The following is a 21,808-nucleotide window of genomic DNA, read 5'->3' as shown; positions in this document are numbered from 1 at the left end:
GTCGGAACGAGCGATCGACGGAGCCCGTATGACGACGGACAGGGGCACACAGGTCGAGGTGAGGCCGGTCGCGGGACACATCGGCGCCGAGATCACGGGCGTCGACCTGGCCGGGGATCCGGACGACGCGGTGGTCGCCGGGATCCGGGCGGCGGTGTTGCGCTGGAAGGTGGTGTTCTTCCGGGGGCAGCGCCTGGACCACTCCTCGCATGTCGCGTTCGCCCGGCGGTTCGGCGAACCGGTCCGCCTGGGCAAACGCGGCAGCGCGTCACCCCCGGACTTCCCCGAGGTCGAGACGACGGCGGACCGGCTGGAACTCGGCGGGCGCTACGGCATGGACCACGACGAGTGGCTGCGCAGGCGCCGGCACTCCCTGCTGCGCGGCTGGCACTGCGACCACGGCGCCCGCGTCGATCCGCCGGCCGCGACCATCCTGCGCGCGGAGGACGTGCCCCCGTACGGCGGCGACACGACCTGGTCCAACCTTGCCGCCGCGTACGCGGGGCTCTCGGCGCCCCTGCGCGACTTCGTCGACGGGCTGCGCGCGGAGCACCGGCTGGGGGTCGGTTACCAGCCACGGCCCGGCGACGACGCGTACGTACGGCATCTGCTGGACCGGCAGATCGCCACCGAGCATCCTCTGGTGCGGGTGCACCCGGAGACGGGTGAGCGGGTGCTGTTCGTCAACGGCTACTACGTCGAGCAGATCCTGGGGCTGTCGCGCATGGAGAGCGCGCCGCTGCTGGAGATGCTTCTCGGTCAGGCGACCCGGCCCGAGTACACCGTGCGGTTCCGCTGGGAGCCGGGCAGTGTGGCCTTCTGGGACAACAGGGCCACCATCCACCTGGCTCCCGGCGACACGACCCATCTCGATCATCCCCGGGTCATGCACCGGGTGATGCTCGCGGGAGAGGTCCCGGTCGGCGTGGACGGCAAGCCGTCGGCACCGATCGTGGGGAGCGAACCGCAGCGCTGGTGAGGACGACGGGGCGGGCCGGGCGGATCCGCGGGGCTCAGCCGGCCTTGGCCTGGGCCGAGATGCCGCCGTCCACCGGCATCGCCACACCGGTGACGAACGACGAGCGGTCGCTGCACAGCCAGGCCGCCGCCTCGGCGATCTCCCGGGGCGAGGCCATGCGCTTCTGGATCTGCGGGGCGATGAACGCCTGCTCCAGGTCCGGGTACTGACGCACGGCCTCATCGATCATCTCGCTGCGTGTCGTGCCGACGACGAGCGCGTTGACGCGGATGCCCCGGTCGCCGTACTCGGCCGCCGCCGCGCGGGTGATCCCCAGGATGGCGTGCTTGGACGCGACATACGGGACGGAGGCTCCGGTCGCGTAACGGCCCGCCGTACTGCTGGTGTTGACGATGGAGCCGCCCCTGCCCGACGCGAGCATCACGGGCAGCTGGTGCTTCATGCAGTTCCACACGCCCCGGACGTTGACGTCCATCGTGCGGTCGTACACCTCGTCGTCGGTCTCGTGCAGGAGGGTGCCGACGGTGGCGTAACCCGCGTTGTTGAAGGCGGAGTCGAGCCCGCCGAAGCGTTCCACCGCCGCCTCGACAGCGCGGCGGACGTCGGCGGCGACGGCGACATCGCCCGGAACCGCGAGCGCCCGCCCGCCGGCCGCGACGATCTCCTCCACGATCTTGTTCAACCGCTCCGCGCGGCGGGCCGTCAGGACAACCGCCGCGCCCTCTTCCGCGAACAGACGTGCGGCGGCCTCGCCGATACCGCTGGACGCGCCCGTGATCATGACCACCTGGCCTGCGAGCAGGCCCCGGTGGCTCCCCTGTGTGATCTCTTGTCCGGTCATCGGGCGAGCATACGCATCACGGCGTCGGCCGTAGCAGGGGCGAATCAGCCCCTCCGGTCAGCCTCTCCGGTCAGCCCTTCCGGCTGCTGAGCCGCCGCCAGACGAGGTCGATGAGCCACGCGTTGACCATGGCGGACGCGGCGAGCACGGCGTACATCCAGGCCACCGATCCGCCCGGGATCGCCAGGGCCAGCAGGCTGGTCGGGGCGGTGAAGAGGATCGGGATCACGGCGGCGAAGGAGGCGTCCGCCTGAGGCTGTGACGACACAACGGCCAGCCAGACGATCAGCGCGGCGGACACCGCGAGATACAGACGGGCGGGCCAGGTGCCGAAAGGAGCGCCCAACGCCTGGCCCCCGGTGACTGAACTCATCGTGCTTGCTCCCTCGTACGAGGGGTTCCGGCCGCTCCGGCGCCCCGCTGCGGTCCAGTCTCTTCGGGTGGGTCCGGTGGGGCATGAGTTCACATACTCAGTTCGGCGGGGTGCGTACTCACCGAGCCACCGCGTCCGAAGCACCGCCGCGCCGACGGGTTCTACGCACCGGACTCGAAGGTCCCGTACCGGGGCGGGCCCGTCGTCTCGTAGATCTGGGACGTCACTCCGCTCGGCGTCGTCTCGCTGCGCAGCAGCCGCAGCCCGGACGGCTCGCCGTTCTCCGGGAACAGCCGGCGGCCGCCGCCCACGACCACCGGCGCGATCATCAGGCGCACCTCGTCGACCAGTCCGGCGGCCAGCAGGGACGCGCCCAGGCGGGCGCTGCCGTGGATCTGCAGCTCGCGGCCGGGCTGCCGCTTCAACTCGGCGACCTGGGCCGGAACGTCTCCGGAGAGGATGGTGGTCGGATCCCAGCCGGCCGTGGTCAGGCTGTGCGAGGCCACGTACTTCGGCAGGCCGTTGAGCTTGGTGCCGATCGGGTCGTCCGGGTCGTTCATCTTCGGCCAGTCCCTGGCGAAGTTGACATAGGTGCGGCGGCCGAACAGGAACGCGTCCGCCTCGTCGAGCCAGCCCGTGACGATCCGCATGTACGCGTCGTCCAGGTGCGGCACGAGCCAGCCTCCCCGCGTGAACCCGTCGCTGGTGTCCTCCTCAGGGGACCCGGGGCCCTGCGCCACGCCGTCCAGCGACAGGAACTCCTGCAGAATCAGTCTCACGGTGAACTGCCCTTCCTCGGTTGCAGGCGCTCGCGGGGAACGCCCGGTGACGCGGACCTCCCGCGCACCCAGCCGTACATCACCACCGAGCACACCGCCGCGAACGCGCACCACGTCGAGACGAACTCCAGCTCCCACACCACCCAGCAGACCACCGCGCCGACGGCGACCAGGATGCCCAGCAGCACAATCATCCGGTCGCCGGAGAGAAGCAGCGAGCCGACCGTGGCCAGGAGATAGCCCGCCACGAGCAGTTCGGCCTGAGGCAGATCGATGACGTATCCGACGGTGTGGCCACGGATGTCCGCCGTCACGGAATGGGTGGCGAGGTTGTACGAGAGGGTCGCCGCGGTGGCGAGACCTGCGGCGAGCGGGATGATCAGCCGGTGCCGGGCACGCGGCGGCATCGCGCACAGCACGGCCACCGGTACCCACAGCGCCAGCAGCGGAAGCGCTATCGCCGCCCAGGCCACGGTGGCGGGTCCCGTGCCTCCCCCGGAACGCCAGACCAGGGACTCGACCACCTGATGAGCCCCGAGCAGCAACGGCAGCCCGGCCAGCGGAAGATCCCCGACCCTGCGGGTGCGCGCCACGCAGGCGACTCCGACGGCGGCGATGCCGCAGCCTGCCACGAGATCGGCCGTCGCGCTCCAGCACATCACGCCACCAGGTGTTTCGTCTTTCGGGGTCCGGCCTTGCGCTGGCCACGGTACGGCCCGGCCCGCCGACGCCCGCGCTGACACGGCCGCCATGCCCCTGAGCGGCGGCGGGACCGGCAGGACCGGCGGCGGGATCGACGGCAGAAGGATTGCCGGGGCCAGTAAGCGCTCTCTAGACTCATGGGAAATGAACTCGGAAAGCTTGGTGGACGACTCCTACTTCGACTACTGCCCCTGGGACTTCGTCCTTCGCGCGTCCGACGAGCAGCGCGCCGCGCAGGCGGCGCTGCAGAAGCGACTGGCCGACGGCGGCGCGAGCTTCGGCCCGTCCTCCTACGTCTCCCCCGCCGCCGGGGTGTTCACCGACGTCCTGCGTCTGGGCGAGAACTCCTACATCGCCGGGCACGCGTACGTCACCGGCGACGTGACGACCGGCGCCGACTGCACGGTCAATCCGTACGCCACCGTGCGGGGCCGCGTCACCCTCGGGGACGGTGTACGGATCGGCGCCCACAGCTCCCTGCTCGGCTTCAACCACGGATTCGCGCCCGACCGGCCCGTGCACCGGCAGCCCCTCACCAGCAAGGGCATCACCGTCGGCGACGACGTGTGGATCGGCTCGAACGTCGTCGTCCTCGACGGGGTGACGATCGGCGACCACTGTGTGGTGGGCGCGGGCGCCGTCGTGACCAAGGACCTGCCGCCGTGGACGGTCGCCGCCGGGAACCCGGCCCGTCCGCTGCGCGACCGCCGCGGTCAGGGGGCCGCGTCCGCCGGAAGCCCGGTGACGGCAGGCGGCCTCGGGGACGCCGTCGCCCGCTTCGCGGACCGGGCCCGGAGCCAGGCCGCCGACCTCCTCGCCCGTGGCTGGAACGCGGACACGGGCCGCTACAGCGACCGGCCCGGAGCGCCCGAGACGATCCGCGCGCACTGCGACGCCGTCGAGATCGCCGACCTCCTCCTGCGCTCGCATCCGCCGCAACTGCCCGCCGCCGAACACGTTGAGCGGCTGCATGCCCTGCAGGACCCCGACAGCGGACTCGTGCCCGAACTCGCCCCGGACGGCGGTCCCGGTGCGCTGCCCGCCCCGGCGGCGGACGGCTGGATCGACGACGGGAGCGCGGAGTACCACGTGCTGTCCGTGGGCTACGCGCTGGACCTGCTGGGCTCGCGATTCGCCCACCCGGTGCACGTCGTACGGCGCATGACGGCAGATCGGCTCGTCGCGCGTCTGGACTCGCTGCCGTGGCGGACCCGGGCATGGTCCGCCGGTGCGTGGGTGGACTGCTGGGCGACCGGTGCGCACCGGAACCTGGAACTGGGCGCCGAGGCAGGCGCGCCGGGCACCTTGGAGGCGCTGTTCGGCTGGCTGGGCACCCGGGCGGATCCCTGGACGGGGATGTGGGGCGAGGCCGCTTCACCCGCAGCGGGACGGCTGCAACTGGTCAATGGCTACTACCGGCTGACGCGCGGCTCGTTCGCGCAGTTCGGGCTGCAACTGCCCTACCCGGAACGGGTGGTGGACACCGTGCTGGCCCATGGCGGTGAGCCGCGCTGGTTCGCGGCGGGCCGTCAGAACGCGTGCAATGTGCTGGACGTGGCGCACCCGTTGTGGCTCGCCGGGCAGCAGACCCGCCACCGTGCGGCCGAGGCGCGGGCCTGGGCCCGGGAACAGCTGGGCCAGGCGCTGGAGCGCTGGCGGGACGGGGCCGGTTTCGGGTTCGGCCCACCCGGCGAGGGCGGTTCGGGTCCCGGTCGGGACCCTGGTCTCCAGGGCACCGAGATGTGGCTGGCGATCATCTGGCTGCTGGCCGATCTGGCGGGTGTGGCGGACCGGCTGGGCTACCGGCCGCGCGGCGTCCACCGCCCGGAAGCCGCGCGCTCACCCGCATCACGGATCCCTGCTCAGCCGATCCCCATCGACAACTCGCTGTAGTAGAAGTCGTGGTCCGAGTGGGGGGTCGGTCGAGTGCCGGTGTCCGCCCAGCGTGCGGCCCCCCGCGCTCCCCACACGAACAGGTAGTCGAGCTTGCGGCCGTCCTCGTAGGTCGGAAAGGCGTACGGCGGGTCCGACTCGCGAGGGCCGCTCGCCTCGATGCCGTCGTACATGACGTCCAGCTCCGGTGCGGCGGGCGGGGCGTTCAGGTCACCGGCGATGACGACCGGGCCGTCCGTACCCAGCCGGTGTGTGCCGTCCGGTTTCCAGCCGTGGATGAACGCGGCCTGGGCCTCGCGTTCGCTGTCCTTCGTGACGCCGACGCTCAAGTGCGTGCTGCACGCGGTGACTTGGGGACCCGAGGGGCCCTGGTGTCCGGCAGCGCGTACGACGGCGCAGATGATGCCCCGTTCGCCGCCCCTGTTGTCCGTGTTCGGCAGCAGGGCAGGTGGCAGGACCTTCGTGGCCGAGTGGAACAGGATGGCGTTGCCGTACGGCTGGCCGTCGGCGCAGTCCGTACCGGTGTCGATGAAGGCGCTGCGCAGGCCCAACTCCCGGGCGAACCGCTCGCCTTGGGCCTGGCACACCTCCTGGAGGCCGATGAACAGCCAGCGGTCCATGCTGCCGCGCCCTACGGCCCTGATGGCGTCGGCTTCTTCCTTGATCCAGTCGCCTGCGTCGCCTCGATGGCCGATGTTTCCGTAGATGTTGAAGGTGCCGACGTAGTGGCCCTGGGTGACATTCGCTCGGGCGGCCACATCGGGGGCGGCGGTCGCGTCGGGGGCGGCACCGCTTCCCGCGGGGAGTGCCACCAGAACACACAACAGGGCCAGCACAATTGCCCTGGCCCCGCCGCGTCTCCTCGTACGACGCGTTGTCATGACATCGAAGATACCGTCGTTGCCTGTGACCCGGTTGGGCCGCAGTGCCAGATGTGAATGGCCCAGTCCCCCATGGCGGTTGGGCGTCAGCGCCGTCGGTAGAGCGTGATCGAATGGCCGACGTCGTCGACCGGTGTGCTGGTGTCGAGCAGCGCGGCCAGCCGTCCGTCGGCCTTGGCCGCCGCGGAGTCGGACACGACGAGCAGCCCGTGCACCTCGCTCAGCGGGGCCTTCAGCGGGTTGGACGCGTTGATTCCGTAGTACGAGGGCACACCCGCGCCCTTGTAGACGAGCCACACCCGCTGCCCCGGGTGGTCACGGTGGAGGCGATCGCCGAGGCGGCCGAGGTCCTGGCCCCAGTCGACGTTCGAGTCGTGCAGCCGCAGATGGGTCTTCGACGGCCCGCCGAACGCCTCGTTGGAGTACGGCAGGTAGTACGGAAACGTCCGCAGTGAACTGACGGCCACGAAACACACCAGCGCGGCCGTCACGCCGTACACCCACCGGCGGCGCAGGAGCGTGACACCGGCGGCCGCCACCGCCGCGAACATCGGTACGAAGATCGCGTACCGGACGCCGAGGTCGCGGGCCCCGTTCATGGACACGGCAAGGAGCAGGCCCGCGGGGACAAGTACGTACGGTGCCGCGGGCCGCAGCCGGCGCAGCGCCAGGACCGCGACGGCGCCGGCGAGCCACAGGACGAGCATGCCGAGCGGAGTCTTCACCAGGAGCGCGGCCGGCAGGTAGTACCAGAGCGAGCCCTCGTACAGCCTGCCGAACAGGAAGCCCTGCCAGATGTCGTACTCGAAGCCGAACTGGATGCGCATGCCGTCCCGGTACGCCTCAGGGAACGGCAGCCACGCGGCGATGCGGCCGCGCATCCCGCGGATGTCCGGCACGTTCTCGGGCTGTGCCCAGCGCAGTCGCGGGTCGACGACCAGGTAGGTGGCCCACACGACGGCCACCGCGACGAGGGCCATGCCGAGGGCGGCCGCGGCGCCGTACGCAAGGATCCGCATCCGTTCCCGTGCGTTGAGCCCGGGTGTCCTGCGGGCGTACCAGAACGACAGGACGGCCAGCAGCATCAGGACGGGAACCACCGCCAGCATGCTCATCTTCGTGGCGACGGCGGCGCCCAGCGCCACGCCGGCGAGCGGGAGGCACAGGTACGGCCGTTGCCGCGCCCGCCACAGGAGCCAGACGGAGGTGAGCAGGAAGCCTGCCGCGGGGACGTCGAGCGTGGCCAGCGATCCGTTCGCGATGACGTCCGGCGAGAACGCGTACAGGGCGAGGGCCACCAACCCGCCCACCGGGCCCGTGAGATCGCGGGCGAACGCGAGCACGACGAGCCCGAACAGCAGCGTCAGCACGATCACCGGGAGTCGTGCCCACAGCATGAGCCGCTCCGGGTCGTTGCCCGACTCGTACAGCACGCTGCGGCCCAGGGCCATCTGGCTGCCGACGAAGTCGGAGTCGAGGTGCGCGTCGGTGAACACCAGCCCGGAGGCGACGATCAGCTTGCCCAGCGGCGGGTGTTCGGGGTTGTAACGGAGGCTGTGCTCCTTGAGGTAGACCTCGGCCGTGGCCACGTAGACGGGCTCGTCGATGGTCGGGGTCTGCTGGACGGCCGTGGTGACCATCGCGAACGCCATCTGGGCGAGGAGCGCGACGACGGCCAGCACGAAGAGCGAACGCCGGTGCCGCAGAAAGCGCTTGAGCCCATGGGATCGGCCTGGCAACCCGCCCGTTGCCTTCGGTGTGGGCAGGTCGGGCGCGGTGTGCTCATCACCGTCGAGCCCGGTGATCCGCGGCGCGCTCATGGGCCCACCCTCCCATCAACCTCACCCTCCGTGGCGCTCTTTCCCGACGCGGGGCCCAAGTGTTGGGCGGCGCTTAACCAATGTGACGCCTGCGGCCTCTTGGCACGCGAGTGAAAACCCGGGACTCTGAACTGCACATGTCACAAAGGGCGTTGGCCTGCACTGGTCCGATCAGGAGGACACTTTGAACGGCAGTCCCGCATCGAAGCTTTCCGGATCCCGGCGTCTGCGCCGGAGGTCACTCGGCGTCCTCGCGGGCGCCGCCGCTCTGGTCTTCGTCTTCCCGTCCACCGCCCTGGCGGCCCCGCCCGGCGCGCTGCCCGCCAACGCCGACGGACTGGACCAGACGTTCCAGCCCGCCTACGACTACGACACGGACGGCTGCTACTCGACGCCCGCGATCGGCCCCGGCGGCGCCGTCAACGGCGGCCTGAACCCGAGCGGCGCCCTCAACGGCCAGTGCCGCGACGCCTCGGACCTCGACAACACCAACGGCTACTCGCGCTCCAAGTGCAACAACGGCTGGTGCGCGATCGTGTACGCCCTCTACTTCGAGAAGGACCAGGCGCTGCCCGGCAGCAGCCTCGGCGGGCACCGGCACGACTGGGAGCACGTCGTGGTCTGGGTGCAGAACAACGTGGCCCAGTACGTCTCGACGTCCAACCACGGCTCGTTCACGGTCCACAACCGCTCGGCGATCCGCTGGGACGGGACGCACCCGAAGATCGTCTACCACAAGGACGGAATCAGCACGCACTGCTTCCGCGCCGCGACCGCAGGCGACGAGCCGCCGGAGAACCACAAGGGGACCTGGCAGTACCCGCCGCTGGTCGGCTGGAACGGCTATCCCGCAGGCGTGCGCGACACGCTGACCTCGTACAACTTCGGCAGTGCCACGCTCGGCATCAAGGACAGCACGTTCAACTCGCACCTGTCCTCGGCCAAGCCGTCCGGGATCGCGTTCGACCCCAACGCCTGACCTGACGTCACATGGAAGGCCCGCCCCCGCCGGGGCGGGCCGGCAGGACCCGGGCGGCGAAGCCGACGACGTCCTGGACGACCCGTTCCGGCTCCTCCCAGTACAGAAGGTGCCCGGCGCCCTCGTACACGACGAGGGTCGAGCCGTGGATCGCGTCGAGGATCTGCTGCTGGTCGGTGCGCGGCAGCGCGCTGTCCGCGTCACCCCAGATCACGAGCGTGGGTACGAGGATTCCCCGCAGTGTCGCGGCGAGATCGGCCTCCAGCAGGCCGCGCATTGTCTCCTGCCAGACCCGTGCGGGTACCTTGAGGTTCTCCTCGGCCATCGTCGCCAGGAGTCCGCGGGCCAGCGGCCGGGACGCGAGGTCGCCGAGCAGGTCCTCCACGAAGGCGCGTGGCACGGGGTCTTCGAGCGCCTGGACCTTCTCCCACAGGACCGTGCTGCCGGGCTTGTCCGCGAGTGTCGCCGGGACGCCCACCAGGACGAGGCCCGCGACCCGGTCGGGATGGCTGCCGGCGACCGTCCGGGCGGCCACCCCTCCGCTCGACGCCCCGACCAGGACGGCACGCTGAATGCCTGCCGCGTCGAGGAATTCCACCAGGTCGCCTGCGAAGTCCTCCGGCCGGTAGCCGTCCGGGGGCCGTTCGGCGTCGCCGTGGCCCCGCTGCGTGGGGGCGTATCCGTGCACCGCGGCGGGGAGCTGCCGGAGCAGCGGTTCGAACGTCCACCAGGAGTCGGCGAGGCCGTGCACGAAGACCACGGGAAGGCCCTCCGGATAGCCCGCCTCGGCATAGGGGAGCACCAGCCCGCTCCTCAGCTGGGCGGACTTCACCGCGATCGTGCTCACGGCGGCCCTCCTGACGTCGGTCGGCCCCCTGGCACGCGGACCCGCGGGGCGGCGCCACGATCTCTTTCATCGTAGTGACGGGTGCGGCGAAACGCCTGTCCGCGGCGGAGCGCTCGCCCACGACGGGACGGTCCGCCGCCCCCCCGGCTGCTCTTCTGGGCCCACCGCGTTCAACTCCTTTCGGGCGAGGGGCGATTTCTTGCTGTCCTTGCTTCAGATCTTGACGGGCTTGGTTCAGACCTTTAGGTTCACCGATCGCCGAGGTTCCACCCATGCGCTCAACGTTCACACTCATGAACTGATCGCGAACAGGAAGGGACGTTCCATGCTCGGAATCAGATCCTCCGGTCCGGCGCACGTCACTCTGCGGGTCCTTGCCCTGCGGGTCCTCGTACTGCTGGCCACTCTGCTGGGCCTCGCCGCGCCGCCCGCCCAGGCGGCCTCCACGGCGGCCCCGTTCAAGGTGCTCGCCCTCTACAGCGGTACGTGGGACGCCGCGCACATCAGTTTCGTCCGCGAGGCCAACCAGTGGTTCCCGGCCCGGGCCGCCGAGAACGGCTTCACCTACACGGCGAGCACCGACTGGAACCTCCTGGCCAACGGGGGCGTGAACGCGTACCAGGTCGTGCTGTTTCTCGACGAACTGCCGCAGAGCGCCAACCAGCGGGCGGGCTTCGAGCGGTACATGCGCGGAGGCGGCGGCTGGCTGGGCTTCCACGTCTCGGCGTTCACGACCGCAGCACAGAACTGGCCCTGGTACCACCAGCAGTTCCTCGGCAGCGGGAACTTCAGGTCCAACACCTGGGGTCCGACGACCGCGGTCCTGCGGACCGAGGACCGCACGCACGCCTCGACCAGGAACCTCCCGGCCACCTTCACCTCGTCGGTCAGCGAGTGGTACAGCTGGTCCAACGACCTACGGCGGAATCCGGACATCAAGATCCTGGCCTCGGTCGACGCAAGCAGCTTCCCGCTGGGCACGGATCCCAACCAGACCTGGTACAGCGGGTACTACCCGATTCTGTGGACGAACGCGAAGTACCGCATGCTGTACGCGAACTTCGGCCACAACGCCATGGACTACGCGTCCAACACCCCGTTGTCGTCCACGTTCGCGAGTGCGACCCAGAACCGCTTCCTGCTCGACGGACTGAAGTGGCTCGGCACCACCTGAACCACCCTTGTCCGGAAAGGACATCAAGCCAGGCGTTCGACGGTTCGTGCTACACCCACCGCCGCCGTGGGCTAGATTTCGAACGCCTCGATTCCGGACTCCATCGGAGGGGCGCTCTGCGCGGAATTACTGGAGCGGCACATGCACCCCTTGGAAGTTGTCAGACCCGCTCCGCCATTGATGCAGGGAGGGCTCGCGGACAGTCTCTTCGAGATGGCGGAACGCGATCCCACCCTGTCTCAGCTGGCCCGCCGTTCGGACGCCGCTCCGGGGGCCTGGGAACCGGTGGCCGCGATCGAGCTGCGGGACGAAGTCGTGGACGTGGCCCGGGGTTTCATCGCGGCCGGGATCTTCCCGGGCCACCGCGTGGCCGTCATGGCACGTACCCGCTACGAGTGGACCGTGCTGAGCTACGCGCTCTGGTCGGTGGGCGCCGAGATCGTGCCGATCTACCCGACGTCGTCGCACGAGCAGGTCGGCTGGATCCTCAAGGACGCCGGCTGCGTCGCGGTCGTGGTGGAGGACGAGCAGGGCATCATGACGGTCGGCTCCGTGTGCGCCTCGCTGCCGGCCCTGCAGCACGTCTGGCAGCTGGACTCCGGGGCCCTCACCGACCTGATGGAGCAGGGCCGGTCGGTCCCCGTCACCACCGTCGAGTCGATGCGCCGGATCGTGCTGCCCGACTCGACCGCGGTCATCGCCTACACCTCGGGTACGACGGGCGCCCCCAAGGGATGTGCCCTGAGCCATCGCAGCCTGGCGAGTTCCTGCGACACCCTGCTGGCCGGCTGGGGCCACACGGTGGCGCCCCCCGGGCAGCAGCCGGCCATCCTCGCCTTCCTGCCGTTCTCGCACGTGTACGGCCTCATGATCCAGGGGCTGTGCATGCGCGGCGGAATGCTGATGGGGCACGTGCCCGAGCTGCGCGCGGAGACGCTGTCCGCCGCCCTTCTGTCCTTCCGCCCCACGTTTCTCTACGCCGTCCCGTCCGTCTTCGAGAAGATCTACAAGAATTTCCTGCGCAAGGCTCAGGAGGCGGGCCGCGGCGCCCTGTTCGAGCGTGCGGTCCGCACGGCGCAGGACTTCGCCTCGGCTGCCGAGCGGCACCGGCTGGGAACGGGGCCGGGCCCCGGTTTCGATCTGCGCCTTCAACACGCCCTCTACGAAAAGACGGTGTACCGAAAGCTGCGTGCCGCGCTGGGCGGAAGAGTCCGCGGCGCGGTGTCGGGCGGCTCACCCCTCAACCGTGAACTCGCCCTCTTCTACGCGGGAATCGGGATTTTCGTCCACGACGGATACGGACTTACGGAAACCAGCGGAGGAATTACGGCACAGCCGGTCGGCCGGGAGAAGTTCGGAACCGTCGGACGTCCCCTGCCCGACATGGAAGTCCACGTCGCCGAGGACGGGGAGATCCTGGTGCGGGGCCCCTCGGTCTTCCAGGGCTACATCAACGACGAGGCGAGCACCCGTGCCGCGCTGCACAACGGCTGGCTGGCCACCGGCGACATCGGCCGGATCGACAGCGAGGGCTATCTGAGCATCACCGGGCGCAAGAAGGACATCGTCATCACGAGCAGCGGCAAGAGCGTGGCACCCGCGGCTCTCGAAGAGCGTCTGCGGGTCCATCCGCTCATCCATCAGGCGGTCGTCGTGGGCGACAACCAGCCCTGTGTGGGTGCCCTGATCACCCTCGATCCGGATTTCCTGGCGCACTGGCGCTCGGTCCTCGCCATACCGGGCGAGGTCCACGACCGCGAGATGCGCGAGGAGAACGCCCTGCGCGAAGAGGTCAAGCGCGCCGTCGCCGCGGCCAACAGCACCGTCTCGCGCTCGGAGTCCATCCGCGTCTACCGCGTGCTCCCCGAAGCGTTCGACCAGGCCAACGGCATGCTCACCCCCTCGATGAAGCTGCGCAGGGACGCCATCGCGCACCGCTACGCCGCCGAGATCGAGGCCATGTACCAATCGTCCTCGCAAGTCCCCCGCAGTCTCTCGGCCGCTGATCCCTACAGCTGGGACGACGCGGACAATGTCTTCAGGTGAGCCGCCGGGTTCACCCGAGCCATTGGTACGACGCCTGACGCGGTCAGGGCCGGGAGACAGACATGCGACGAGTACACGGGGGCCGGCTGCCGCGGTTGGCCGGGGTGGCGGCCCTCCTGGGGGCCGTCGTGGCCTGTGGGAGCACGGAGGCGGGGGCCGGGGACGCCTCGCCGGGCCCCGACACCGCCCAGGCCTCCCGCACTTCCCCTACCTCCCCCACCTCCCGCCCGTCGCCGTCGCATGCTCGCTTCGTCGAGGAGATCGAGTGGGCCGACGGGCGCCGCGTGGGCATGTACTACGCGGCGAAGCGCGGGCTCATGGAGCAGCACCAGGACACCGCGGGCGGCGCGTGGAGCAAGCCCCGCCTGGTGTACGCGACCAAGTCCGATCCGTGCCAGAGCATCACGCTCAAGGCGTTCGACGGCGGTACGGTCGCCGCCATCGCGAACTGGGGTCCCTACTGCTCCGACGGTGAGCCACCGATGGAGTCCATCGCCGCGGTCGGCACCAGGAACCTGTCGAAGTGGGACACGAAGCTCACCAAGGAGTTCGACGGCTGGGAGAAGGTCGAGGCGTCGGGCGACAACGAGTACCTCACCTTCGGCCGCAACTCGACCGAGTGGCTGACCCGACTGCGCTGGAGCCGGACGGACGGCTTCGGCGAGGTGGAGGAGACCCGCCGGTAGGACACACCGCCGTTCATGGGACACCGTCGTGCCCCGTCCGGCCTTCTCGGCAGCTGCGGGACCGACGAACTGCGCTCGGTCGTCGCGGAGTTACTCACCCGGCCACAGGCCGGCTCCACCCTTCTCAGGGCCCGCCGGGTGGCCGAGGAGGTGGGCCCACCGGGTGGCCGAGGGGGTGCCACCGGGTGGCCGAAGGGGTGCCGTCACCGGCCAGAGGCTTGCCATGGCGTTCCGGGAGGCCGGGCTCCCCGTGACCCGGCCTCCCGGAACCCCACTCGCCCGGCGCTGTCCCTCGTCCGGCATCGGCGGGCCGGCATCGTGGAACGCTCTCCCCCCGGTGCTCCCCCGTACGTCCACGTGTTCCCCCGTACATCCCCGTGGATCGTGCCGGCCCGCCATGACCTCAGCTTTCACGGTCGGGGCATTGTCCGGCAGTCCCCTGTCGCCACTTCAGACAATTTCGTGGCGCGAGTGGTGCGTTCTCGCCATGCCCCTTTCCCCACGGCCGCCAGGATTCGTAGCGTGCGGGTCGACAGAGGCACACGGCGACGGGGGATGCGATGGGACGTCGTGAGCGGCCGCTGGACCCGGCCGAGGGACCTGTCGCGCAATTCGCGTACGAGCTGCGGAAGTTGCGTCAGGAGGCGGGCGGGATCACCTACCGCGCGATGGCCCGGCAGGCGCACTACTCCGCGGCCACGCTCGCGCACGCGGCGGCCGGCGAGCGGCTGGCCTCGCTGCCGGTGACGCTCGCGTATGCCGAGGCGTGCGGCGGGGACCGCGACGAGTGGGAGCGACGGTGGCACCGGGCCTCCCAGGACACGGCCGAGGAGAGCCGCGCCGCCGACGACGAGGCGGAGGCTCCCTACCCCGGTCTGACCCGCTTCGAGGCGGGCGACAGCGAACGCTTCTTCGGCCGGGACGATCTCGTCGGCCAACTCGTCGACCTGGTGCGGGACAAGGACTTCGTCGTTCTGACCGGCCCGTCCGGCAGCGGCAAGTCCTCACTGCTGCGCGCGGGTCTCATCCCCCGCCTCCAGAAGACCGACCCGCCGCGTGACCGGCCCGCGACGATCCGCATCCTCACCCCGGGACCGCACCCGGCCCGCACCCACGCCGACGCCCTGGATCCGAACACCACCCGCTCCGGGACCGTCGTCGTGGTGGACCAGTTCGAGGAACTCTTCACCCTCTGTGCCGATCCCGCCGAGCGAAAAGGCTTCCTCGACCTGCTGTTCACCGCCGTCCGCCCCGATCACGGCATCCGCGTCGTCATCGCGGTCCGCGCCGACTTCTACGGCCACTGCGCCCGGTACCGCCGGCTCGCGCAGGCCGCACAGGAGGCGACGCTCCTGGTGGCTCCCATGAGCACGGAAGAGCTGCGCGAGACGATCGTGAAACCGGCCGCACTCGGGGGTCTGATCGTCGAACGGACGCTGACCTCACGGATCATCGCCGAGATCCAGGACGAGCCCGGTGGCCTGCCCCTGATGTCGCACGCCCTGCTGGAGACCTGGCGCAGACGCCGGGGCAGAGCGCTGGGCGAGGCCGCGTACGACGCCGCGGGAGGCATTCACGGGGCGATCGCCCGCACCGCCGACGATCTCTACGAGAGCCTCACCGGCCGCCAGGCCGACACCGCCCGTCGCATCCTGCTCCGCCTGGTGAGCCCGGGTCAGGGAACCGGGGACACACGCCGTCCGACCCGGCGCACGGAGCTCACCGCGCTGGGCGACGGCACGCACGCCGACGCGGATGCCGACGCCGACGCCGACGCGGATGTCGTGCTCGAACGACTCGCCCGCGCCCGTCTCATCACGCTCGACGAGGACACCGTCGACCTCGCCCACGAGGCCGTACTCACCGCCTGGCCCCGGCTGCGGACCTGGATCGACGAGGACCGCGAGCGGCTCAGGTCCCAGCACCGGCTCACCGAGGCGGCGGCCACCTGGCAGGACCTCGGACGGGACGCGGGCTCCCTCTACCGGGGCGTACGACTGTCCACCGCCGAGGAGCAGTTCGGCGCCACGGACGATCTCACCCCGCTGGAACGGGAGTTCCTCGACGCCGGTCTCGACGCCCGCCGGAGCGAGCAGCGAGGCCGCAGGACCCGTACGGTCGTCCTCTCCGTCCTTGTGGTGATCAGCCTCGTCGCGGCACTCGTCGCCTGGGAGCAGAACCAGTCCGGCGAACGGCGGCGGATCGAGGCGGAGGCCCGCCGGCTCGTCGGAGTCGCGGAGAGTCTGCGCCTGTCCGACCCGGTCACGGCGATGCGGCTCAGCCTCGCCGCGTGGCGCGTCGCCGACCTTCCCGAGACACGCTCCGCGCTGCTCGGCGCCGCGGCGCAGCGGAACCAGGACGTGTTCACCGATCCCGACGGCACCGACGAGACCATGCGGCATCTCAGCGCCGACGGCCGCACTCTCCTCAGCGTCGGCACCGGTCAGGTGACCCGGTGGGACGTGGGGACAGGCCGGCGTACGGCCACCTGGCCCGGGCTCGGCGAGGCGGCGAAGGACGTGGGATTCATCCGGGCGGACGCTTCATGGATCCCCGAGTTCGACGGAGGCAGGGCCGCGCTGCGGAACCTCGCCACGGGGCGCCGGGACGGAACACCGCTGGCGGTCGCCGACGGCGGCGTCGAGATGGGGACGAGCGGTCGCAGCCTCCTCGTCCACCACTCCGAGGGATCCGAGCGCCGAGTGCAGCTCTGGGACGCCCGGTCCCGGCGGAAGCTCCTGGAAATCGTGCGCGAATCGGACGCGAAGGCGGACGGGACGACCGGCTCCCAAGTGGAGTGGGCGAGGCTCACGGCACACATGAAACGGCAGCAGAAGGACGGCCGGGGCACGGCTCTCACGGACGACCCCGCCTTCATGGATGCCGCGGTCAGCGCGGACGACCGTCTGCTGGCCCTGTGCGTCCCGGGCGAGCGGTTCGAGTTGTGGGATGTCACCGAGAAGCGTCGAACACCCGCGCCCTGGCTGCCGAAAGCCACCATCGAGCAGTGCGTCAAGGAGCGGATCGAGTTCACGCCCGACGGCCGGTACCTGGGACTGATCGACACCACCGGATTCCGGGCGTGGGACGTCGCGTCGGGCAAAGAGCTGCCCGCGGTCACGTACCCCGGTCTGAAGGTCGCTCAACTCAGTTCGGACGGCGCCTTCTTGGTGGCGTCGGACGGCGAGGAGATCCTGGTCTGGCGGATGGACTCACCCGACTTCCCTGTCGTACGGCACCAGTTGGCCGGCGAGACCGTCCAGGAGATCAGGGTGGACACCGAGGCCGGCATCGTCCGGTACCTCGGCGGCCCGGAGGGCTCATGGGGACCTGCCGTCCACACACTGAACGTGGGCAGCGCGGTGAACACCCGCTGGGCGCCGTCCCGCGCCCTGGCCGTCGAGTTCGGCGCGGACGGCAGGACACTTGCCGTCGCCGGCGTCGACGAGGACGGGACGCACCTTCGGTTCCGCGTGGTCGACGGACGTACGGGACGACTGCTGGCCGAACCTCCGCCCGTGCTGTGCCCAGCTTCTGCGGACCATGCGGCGTCCGGAGGCTGCGATGCCCTGCTCGCCATCGACTCCACCGGCAGAGAACTCGCCTACGGCGTGGTGGACTTCGCGTCAGGTCCCCCCACGACCAAGGTGTCCCTCTACGACATTCCGCGACGGCGCGTCACCATCACCCTCGGCTCCGATGCGGTCGGCGCCGAGGCGCTGTCGGACATCGCCTTCGGCGCCGACGACCGGTCGCTGCTCCTCTCCCCGCTGCCCGGCTCCATACCCGAGGCCACCCGTATCTGGGACCTGCGCCGCCGGACCACGACCGGCACGCTCCCCGGTTCCGTCGGCGCGGTGACCTCGCATCCCGACGGCGACCTGCTCGTCACCGAGCGCGGGCAGGCGTACCGCATGCCCGCGGGCACCCGGCTGCCGTCCGTCAGAAGCCCCGGCAAGTCCACCGCTCTGGCGTTCAGCCCCGACGGGGATCATCTGGCCGTGGGTGACGGCTCCGGCCGGGTCGTCCTCTGGGACGGGAAGCTGGACCGACGGCTCGGTGTCCTCGCCGACCCGGACACGACCACCTACCAGTACGTGTCGGCCCTGGCCTTTTCCGCCGACGGCCGCACGCTCGCCGTCGCGGGTGACGAGGGCACCCTGCAGCTCTGGGACGTCCCCTCCCGCCGGCGGATCGGATCCTCGCTCGTCACACCGGGCGACACCGTCCGCGCGCTGGCGTTCGGCCCCGACGGCGGCACGCTGTACGCCGCCGGGGACCACGCCCCCTTGCAGACGTACGAGATCACCCCGGACCATGCCGCGCGGACCGTCTGCCGTCGCGTGGCCACCGGGCTGTCGCGGGACGACTGGAACCGCTACGTCCAGGACATCGCCTACAGAAGGAGCTGCCCGAAGCACTAGACGGACCGCCGGGCCTGCCTGGGCGGACCACCGGGCTTACCTGGGCGGAGCGCCGGGCTCCCTTCTCCTCTCGGGGCGCCCTGACGAGGAACGCCACCGGCCCGCGACCGCCTGAGCAGTTGCGGGCCGGTGCGGCGTTCTCCGCGGGGACCGGATCTACCCGGCGGCCGCCGCGACGACCTCGTCCTGGAACGAACCCACGGGCATGGAGATCGCCATCGCCGGTACGGGCATCTCGCGGGGCGTCCGCCGGGCCTCGCGCAGACTGGGCGCGGGGCCGGCCGGGACCAGCGGGGCACGCTCGATGGCGCGGGCCCGGCGCGAGAACCAGACGATCTTTCCGCCGGTGTCGGTGCCGCAACAACCCCATCCGTCGCTCAGCGCGGCGATGCGGGCCAGGCAGCCGGGCGTGGCGGACTCCGGATGGATCCCGCCGTCGTTGTCGGCGACGGCGGTGATGAGGTGCTGGCCGTTCCACCACATCTCGATGGTGGTGTTCTTGTCGGCCGCGTGCTCCCCGATCGAGCGGAGCAGCACCTCGGCGCAGTGACAGACGGGCTCGACGAGGTTCTCAAGGTTCCAGTACCGGAGATGGGCGGCCAGAATGCGCCTGACCTGGTCGACCCGCTCCGGACTGACTTCCACGTCGAGGTGGTAGTAGCAGGGCACTACGGTCTTCATCGTCGTTGGCTCCTCACCGGCGAAGCTCTTGCTCCTCCTCGCCCCTGCGGGCCGAGCCCCGAACACGAAGCGTGAGCAGTGATCGCTTCTGAGTCAGTCCCAGAGTGGGAGCGGTACTCCATTCGTGCAACACGAGAGCGCGTCGGATGTAGTTGAAGCGACAACAGGACGTTGAGTGTCACCGAGTGCACCATGGGTGAGGGCGTCGGCCGCTGTAGTCGGTCGATGCCTCTCCGCGCACGGGCTTCACGCACGATCCGGGCGAACCGTGCGCATTCGAGGGAGTGGAAGGTGACCAGTGAAATGCTGCTGCCTGCCAAAGCCGAGGTCGCCAGGCATCTGGAGCTGTACCGAGCCTGGGAACGCATGATGCTCGCGGCCCCCGCCGACCGTGCGGCGCGGGGCAATTTCGAGGACACGGGCTACACGCTGTGCGTGCTGATGGGCAAACGCTGCGCGCGGGAGGCCGTGCACGCCGCCGAGCGGTATCTGTCGGTCGGGCCGGGCGCCCGCCGCCGGGACCGGGCCAGAGTCGGTCCGGGCGACGGCAGGCGATCCGCCAAGTCCGGCAGGTCCGGCCGGTCCGACGGCCTCGCGGCAAGCCCTGTGGTGTAGCGGGGCCTCCAGCACTGCCGACCGGCACGGACCTGGTGCCAGAACGACGAGAACGACGAGAACGACGAAGACGCAAGCACAGCGAACAAGGCGCAGAGGAACGGCGGAGGTGAGATCCATGACCGACAACCCGGCCGACGGCCGTGTCCCCCCTGTTGGCCGCGTGCCCATCGTCCCGATCGGACGCGTCCCTGTGGTGGATGTCCGGCCGGCCGTCGACCGCGGCACCCGCCCGGCGAAGGCGGTCCCGGGCGAAGCCTTCCAGGTCACCGCCACCGTCTTCGGCGAGGGCCACGACGCGGTCGCCGCGAACGTCGTCCTGCGCGATCCGCAGGGCCGTACGGGCCCGTGGACCCCGATGCGCGAACTGGCTCCCGGCACCGACCGCTGGGGCGCCGACGTCACCCCCGGATCGGTGGGCGACTGGGTCTACTGGGTGGAGGCCTGGTCCGACCCCGTGACCACCTGGCGCCGCGCCGCCGGCATCAAGATTCCGGCGGGCATCGATGTCGGGCTGGTCCTGGAAGAGGGCGCCGAACTGTACGAACGGGCCGCCTCCGGAGTCCCGCACGAGGCCGGGCGAGCGTCGGTACTGACCGCCGTGGACGCCCTGCGCGACGAGTCCCGGCCGCCGATCGCCCGCCTCGCCGCCGCACTGACCCCGGACGTGGACACAGCCCTGGCCGACCACCCCCTGCGGGAACGGGTCTCCCGATCGGCCCCGCTGCCCTTGCTGGTGGAGCGGGAGCGGGCGTTGTACGGCTCCTGGTACGAGTTCTTCCCGCGTTCGGAGGGCGCGGTGGTCGAGGACGGCAAGCCGCCGGTCACCGGCACCTTCCGGACCGCGGCGCGACGGCTGCCGGCGATCGCGGAGATGGGCTTCGACGTGGTGTACCTGCCACCGATCCACCCCATCGGCACGACCTTCCGCAAGGGCCCCAACAACAACCTGTCCGCAGGCCGTCAGGATGTCGGGGTCCCCTGGGCGATCGGTTCACCTGAGGGCGGGCACGACGCCGTCCACCCCGACCTGGGCACGATCGACGACTTCGACGCCTTCGTACGTACCGCGGCGAAGCTGGATCTCGAAGTCGCCCTGGACTTCGCGCTTCAGTGCTCGCCCGACCACCCGTGGGTGGAGAAGCACCCGGAGTGGTTCCACCACCGCTCGGACGGCACGATCGCGTACGCGGAGAATCCGCCGAAGAAGTACCAGGACATCTATCCGATCGCCTTCGACAAGGACATGCCGGGTCTGGTCCAGGAGACGCTCAGGGTTCTGCGGTTCTGGATGAGTCACGGGGTGCGGATCTTCCGTGTGGACAACCCCCATACAAAACCGGTCATCTTCTGGGAGCAGGTGATCGATGACATCAACCGCACCGACCCCGATGTCATCTTCCTGGCAGAGGCGTTCACCCGCCCCGCGATGATGCACACGCTCGGCGCGATCGGATTCCAGCAGTCGTACACCTATTTCACGTGGCGCAACACCAAGGAAGAACTGACCGAGTACCTCACCGAGCTGTCGGGCGAGGCGGCCGCCTATATGCGGCCCAACTTCTTCGCCAACACCCCCGACATCCTGCACGAGTTCCTCCAGCAGGGCGGCCGGCCCGCCTTCGAACTGCGGGCCGTGCTCGCCGCGACCCTGTCGCCGACCTGGGGCGTCTACAGCGGATTCGAGCTGTGCGAGAACGTCCCGGTGCGGGACGGGAGCGAAGAATACCTGGACTCGGAGAAGTACCAACTACGTCCGCGGGACTGGGAGTCGGCGCAGCGCGAGGGTCGTAGCATCGCCCCTCTGATTGCCGAACTCAACGCGGTCAGGCGCCGGAGTCCGGCCCTGAGGCAACTGCGCGACCTGCACTTCCACCAGGCGGACCAAGAGGCGGTGATCGCGTACTCGAAACGGAGCGGATCGAACACGGTTCTGGTGGTCGTGAACCTCGACCCTCACCACACCCAGGAGGCCACGGTCTCGTTGGACATGCCACGACTCGGCCTCGACTGGCACGAGTCGATGCCGGTGCGCGACGAGCTCACCGGCGAGACCTACCACTGGGGCAGGACCAACTACGTACGCCT

At 70.4% G+C, this 21,808-nt stretch carries 16 protein-coding genes and 1 pseudogene; 9 read left to right on the top strand and 8 right to left on the bottom strand.

The window, feature by feature from the left end; genetic code table 11:
- Nucleotides 1-28 precede the first annotated feature (28 nt).
- Nucleotides 29-979: a TauD/TfdA dioxygenase family protein gene (locus ACFWXQ_RS18430; protein WP_386268584.1), complete on the top strand. Its 951-nt coding sequence runs from the start codon at nt 29-31 to the stop codon at nt 977-979.
- A gap of 34 nt (nt 980-1,013) precedes the next feature.
- On the opposite strand, the gene ACFWXQ_RS18425 is transcribed toward ACFWXQ_RS18430, so the two are convergent.
- The 4 genes from ACFWXQ_RS18425 to ACFWXQ_RS18410 all read right to left on the bottom strand — a co-directional run bounded on the left by ACFWXQ_RS18425 (nt 1,014) and on the right by ACFWXQ_RS18410 (nt 3,631).
- Nucleotides 1,014-1,820 (bottom strand): SDR family NAD(P)-dependent oxidoreductase, encoded by an 807-nt coding sequence (locus ACFWXQ_RS18425; protein WP_383956785.1) that lies wholly within the window; start codon nt 1,818-1,820, stop codon nt 1,014-1,016.
- Nucleotides 1,821-1,890: 70 nt separating this feature from the next.
- Complete coding sequence (locus tag ACFWXQ_RS18420; protein WP_383956788.1) at nt 1,891-2,193, bottom strand: SCO4225 family membrane protein; 303 nt, start codon at nt 2,191-2,193, stop codon at nt 1,891-1,893.
- Between the two features lie 161 nt (nt 2,194-2,354).
- Nucleotides 2,355-2,972, bottom strand: a complete 618-nt coding sequence (locus ACFWXQ_RS18415; RefSeq protein ID WP_383956791.1) for a dihydrofolate reductase family protein — start codon at nt 2,970-2,972, stop codon at nt 2,355-2,357.
- The gene (locus ACFWXQ_RS18410) at nt 2,969-3,631 is read right to left on the bottom strand and encodes a DUF6629 family protein (protein ID WP_383956797.1); all 663 of its coding nucleotides are present in this window, start codon (nt 3,629-3,631) and stop codon (nt 2,969-2,971) included. The genes ACFWXQ_RS18415 and ACFWXQ_RS18410 overlap by 4 nt, the downstream gene beginning before the upstream one ends.
- A 187-nt stretch (nt 3,632-3,818) precedes the next feature.
- On the opposite strand from ACFWXQ_RS18410, the gene ACFWXQ_RS18405 reads away from it, so the two are divergent.
- On the top strand, nt 3,819-5,567 hold the full coding sequence (locus tag ACFWXQ_RS18405) for an acyltransferase (protein ID WP_386268580.1): 1,749 nt from the start codon (nt 3,819-3,821) through the stop codon (nt 5,565-5,567).
- Here the strand turns inward: ACFWXQ_RS18405 and ACFWXQ_RS18400 are convergent.
- Both ACFWXQ_RS18400 and ACFWXQ_RS18395 read right to left on the bottom strand, forming a co-directional pair.
- Nucleotides 5,537-6,448: an endonuclease/exonuclease/phosphatase family protein gene (locus ACFWXQ_RS18400; RefSeq protein WP_383955634.1), complete on the bottom strand. Its 912-nt coding sequence runs from the start codon at nt 6,446-6,448 to the stop codon at nt 5,537-5,539. The genes ACFWXQ_RS18405 and ACFWXQ_RS18400 overlap by 31 nt on opposite strands.
- 86 nt (nt 6,449-6,534) lie before the next feature.
- Nucleotides 6,535-8,268, bottom strand: a complete 1,734-nt coding sequence (locus tag ACFWXQ_RS18395) for a phospholipid carrier-dependent glycosyltransferase (protein WP_383955631.1) — start codon at nt 8,266-8,268, stop codon at nt 6,535-6,537.
- A 184-nt stretch (nt 8,269-8,452) separates the two neighbouring features.
- On the opposite strand from ACFWXQ_RS18395, the gene ACFWXQ_RS18390 reads away from it, so the two are divergent.
- Complete coding sequence (locus ACFWXQ_RS18390) at nt 8,453-9,247, top strand: NPP1 family protein (RefSeq protein ID WP_383955628.1); 795 nt, start codon at nt 8,453-8,455, stop codon at nt 9,245-9,247.
- Nucleotides 9,248-9,254: 7 nt separating this feature from the next.
- Here ACFWXQ_RS18390 and ACFWXQ_RS18385 read toward each other — a convergent pair whose 3' ends face one another.
- Nucleotides 9,255-10,094, bottom strand: a complete 840-nt coding sequence (locus tag ACFWXQ_RS18385; RefSeq protein WP_383955626.1) for an alpha/beta fold hydrolase — start codon at nt 10,092-10,094, stop codon at nt 9,255-9,257.
- 325 nt (nt 10,095-10,419) lie between these two features.
- Between ACFWXQ_RS18385 and ACFWXQ_RS18380 the strand changes: the two are divergent.
- The 4 genes and pseudogenes from ACFWXQ_RS18380 to ACFWXQ_RS18365 all read left to right on the top strand — a co-directional run.
- A pseudogene (locus tag ACFWXQ_RS18380) lies at nt 10,420-11,259 on the top strand (ThuA domain-containing protein); the annotation flags it as partial.
- A gap of 150 nt (nt 11,260-11,409) precedes the next feature.
- A complete protein-coding gene (locus ACFWXQ_RS18375) occupies nt 11,410-13,314 on the top strand; it encodes an AMP-dependent synthetase/ligase (protein ID WP_384094051.1) in 1,905 nt (634 codons plus the stop codon).
- A gap of 62 nt (nt 13,315-13,376) precedes the next feature.
- Nucleotides 13,377-14,000, top strand: a complete 624-nt coding sequence (locus ACFWXQ_RS18370; RefSeq protein WP_383957349.1) for a hypothetical protein — start codon at nt 13,377-13,379, stop codon at nt 13,998-14,000.
- 560 nt (nt 14,001-14,560) lie between these two features.
- Nucleotides 14,561-18,424 carry a helix-turn-helix domain-containing protein gene (locus tag ACFWXQ_RS18365; protein ID WP_386268575.1) on the top strand — a complete coding sequence of 1,288 codons (3,864 nt, stop codon included), beginning with the start codon at nt 14,561-14,563 and terminating at the stop codon, nt 18,422-18,424.
- A gap of 156 nt (nt 18,425-18,580) precedes the next feature.
- Here the strand turns inward: ACFWXQ_RS18365 and ACFWXQ_RS18360 are convergent, their stop codons facing one another.
- Entirely contained in the window at nt 18,581-19,105 is a 525-nt protein-coding gene (locus tag ACFWXQ_RS18360) for a pep a2 (protein ID WP_383957258.1), read from the bottom strand.
- 303 nt (nt 19,106-19,408) lie between these two features.
- On the opposite strand from ACFWXQ_RS18360, the gene ACFWXQ_RS18355 reads away from it, so the two are divergent.
- Nucleotides 19,409-19,720, top strand: a complete 312-nt coding sequence (locus tag ACFWXQ_RS18355; protein WP_383957262.1) for a DUF5133 domain-containing protein — start codon at nt 19,409-19,411, stop codon at nt 19,718-19,720.
- A gap of 118 nt (nt 19,721-19,838) precedes the next feature.
- On the top strand, nt 19,839-21,808 hold a 1,970-nt coding region (locus tag ACFWXQ_RS18350), incomplete at its 3' end, for an alpha-1,4-glucan--maltose-1-phosphate maltosyltransferase (RefSeq protein ID WP_386268573.1).

Origin of the sequence: Streptomyces sp. NPDC058697 (assembly GCF_042715345.1) — a bacterium.
Classification (GTDB): domain Bacteria; phylum Actinomycetota; class Actinomycetes; order Streptomycetales; family Streptomycetaceae; genus Streptomyces; species Streptomyces liliifuscus.
Note: the sequence above shows the minus strand (reverse complement) of the source record. Positions and strands in the feature narration are given on the sequence as shown.